Annotated in this window: 2 protein-coding genes; one reads left to right on the top strand and one right to left on the bottom strand. The window is 66.7% G+C overall.

Features of this window, described 5'->3' with window-relative positions; all coding sequences use genetic code 11:
• Positions 1-289 precede the first annotated feature (289 nt).
• Positions 290-1,180, top strand: a complete 891-nt coding sequence (locus ABEB12_RS31175) for an IS982 family transposase (protein ID WP_185066029.1) — start codon at positions 290-292, stop codon at positions 1,178-1,180.
• Between the two features lie 28 nt (positions 1,181-1,208).
• Here ABEB12_RS31175 and ABEB12_RS31170 read toward each other — a convergent pair whose 3' ends face one another.
• Positions 1,209-1,712, bottom strand: coding sequence for an NUDIX hydrolase (locus ABEB12_RS31170; RefSeq protein WP_185066030.1), 504 nt, complete (start codon positions 1,710-1,712; stop codon positions 1,209-1,211).
• Positions 1,713-2,343 lie beyond the last annotated feature (631 nt).

The following is a 2,343-nucleotide window of genomic DNA, read 5'->3' as shown; positions in this document are numbered from 1 at the left end:
ATTCATCGTTCGGAGATTGCGCCGTCGGCTTCTGCGCAGCTCCCAGCCGTGGCGTCGAGCCATCCGACGCACGCGGTCTTCGTAGGCCTGGTAGTCGGTCTCGGTCATGGCGTTGATTCGCTCAGGGGTAGGGACGTCAACGTCCATGGCCGAAACGGTACTCAGAACAACGCTGCCCGTGAGGCCGCGAAAGGCGGGCGATTCGGCTGCTCACGTACTAGATGATCGATTCCGTGAAGGTGGCGTGTCGATCAGCCTGGGCATGGGAGGAGGGCGGCCATGATCGACTGTGACGAACGACCTGGACGCCCTCCTTACCGCACTGTATGTGGAGATCGACGATCATGTGGTGCCGGCTCGCCGGGGTCGGGGACGACGTCCCCGCCTCAGCGACGCCGAGTTGTTGACCCTGGCCGCGGCACAGGTGTTGCTCGGGGTCGACACCGAAGCGCGGTGGATCCGGTTTGCCTACTGCCGTCTCGGTCACCTGTTTCGGTATCTGCCCAAGCAGCCCGGCTATCACAAGCGTCTGGTCGCGGCGGCGCCGTTGCTGGCCGTGGCGATCAGCCATCTGGCCAAGGTCAGCCCGTCGTGGTGTGACGATCTGCGCTTGATCGACGCCACACCGCTGCCGTGCGGTACCTCGCGAGAGACCGCGAAACGCTCGGACCTGACCGGATACGCCGGCTACGGCTACTGCGCCGCGCACTCCCGGTTCTACTGGGGATTCAAGCTCTACCTGCTCGCGGCCCCGGACGGGATGCCGATCGCCTGGTGTCTGGCCGACCCCAAGACCGGGGAACGCGAGGTGTGCTTGGACCTGTTGACCATCGCCCGCGAGACCGGTCGCCTGCGCGCGGCCACCACCATCTTGGCCGACAAGGGACTGGCCAGCCGCGAGATCGAAGGCCAGATCGCCGCGCTGGGCGTCATCATGCTCCGCCCGGACCGGCGCGACGAACGCGTCCGACACGGCAACCTGGGCGGGGTCCGACAGTGGATCGAGTCGGTCTTCGACACGCTGAAAGGCCAACTCGGGCTCGAACGACACGGCGGCCGCACCTGCCAGGGTGTCGGTACCCGTGTCGCTCAACGCCTGTTCGCCCTGGCCGCGGCGATATGGCACAACTGGGCCACCAACGCCCCCATCAAGCGCAGTCTCACCGCCTACGACCACTGACACGCACCAACATCACGGAATCGATCATCTAGTCGGCGTAGGTGGTGAACGCGAGTGGTGAGCAGGCGGGCAAGTCCCAGCGGCTCTCGGCGAGCAGCGCGGCGGCGACCGCCTGTTGGGCGCCAAAGGCGCGCCGACCGAGCAAGGCGGGCGCCGCGTCCAGCGAGGTCAACAAGCGTCGCGCGTGGCGGTGTCCGGGCGCGTCGTCTCGGCACGGAAGGATCTCGCCGATCCGCCCGACCATGCTGATCAGCGCCTTCGGTTGCGCGGGTTCGCCGGTTGCCTCATAGCCCAGATGCACGGCCTCGGCGATGGTGACCCGCGCGTCCGCCAGTACATGCCGCCGCAGCGTTGCTATGACGTCGGTGTCGGCCCCATCTGGTGTGCCGCCTGGCAGTCGGTAGATCCCGTCGCCGTGATCGTGCAGCAACACCCGGCCCGCGTAGTCGACCAACCAGCCATCAACCCGCACCACCGGCATCCCCGGCGGTACCGGTCCCGCCCGCCAACCAACGTCGTCCCCCTCGATCACGCAAGCGACGATAGACGGCTCGCCACTCCTGTCCGCGAGAACAAGCCGGTCGCGGTGCCGACCCATCCGAGTGTTCACGATTGAGCACCGCGGCTCCGCAACATCCGTCAACAGATCAACGGCCAGAAGCACAAACGGACATCTCAGCCACCGCCCGGAGATGTTTCGTCGCACGTCCCTCGAATGGGCGGTGGGTGCTGTCTGTACCCTGCCCCGCGCCGCGGATGCGCGGTGGCCGAAGGGGGTCGTCGCCTAGGGAACTGTCCCCCGACCCCCAGGCGGCGACCCCATTCGGTGCAACCAGCGCTGTTACGCCGGTTGTGACGATCTAAGCAGCAGCTCACCGACAACTCGATACTTAACGGAATTTCAAACAAGGTGTTGCGCGTTCGGGTGATAGCTCGGCCGGGTTGGCCGCCAAGGCGCGGCCCGAGACGGCGGGTCCCGGTGTGGATATCGTGTCCAGGCGGAGCTGGGCGTGCACCGCGGTGGCGACCTGGTCGGGTGGGTTTCGGGTGAGGTTGACCGCGTTGAGGGCGCCCGATGAGCGCTAGCCACTCTCGCCCATCGACCCGCTCGTGTGGGGTGCGTTGACGGTGGTGTTCGTCGACTCGATGACCTCCGATTTGGG

The organism is Actinospineispora eucalypti (genome assembly GCF_039543365.1).
Lineage (GTDB): Bacteria > Actinomycetota > Actinomycetes > Mycobacteriales > Pseudonocardiaceae > Pseudonocardia > Pseudonocardia eucalypti.
The sequence above is the reverse complement of the archived record's forward strand: the minus strand, read 5'-3'. Positions and strand labels throughout refer to the sequence as shown.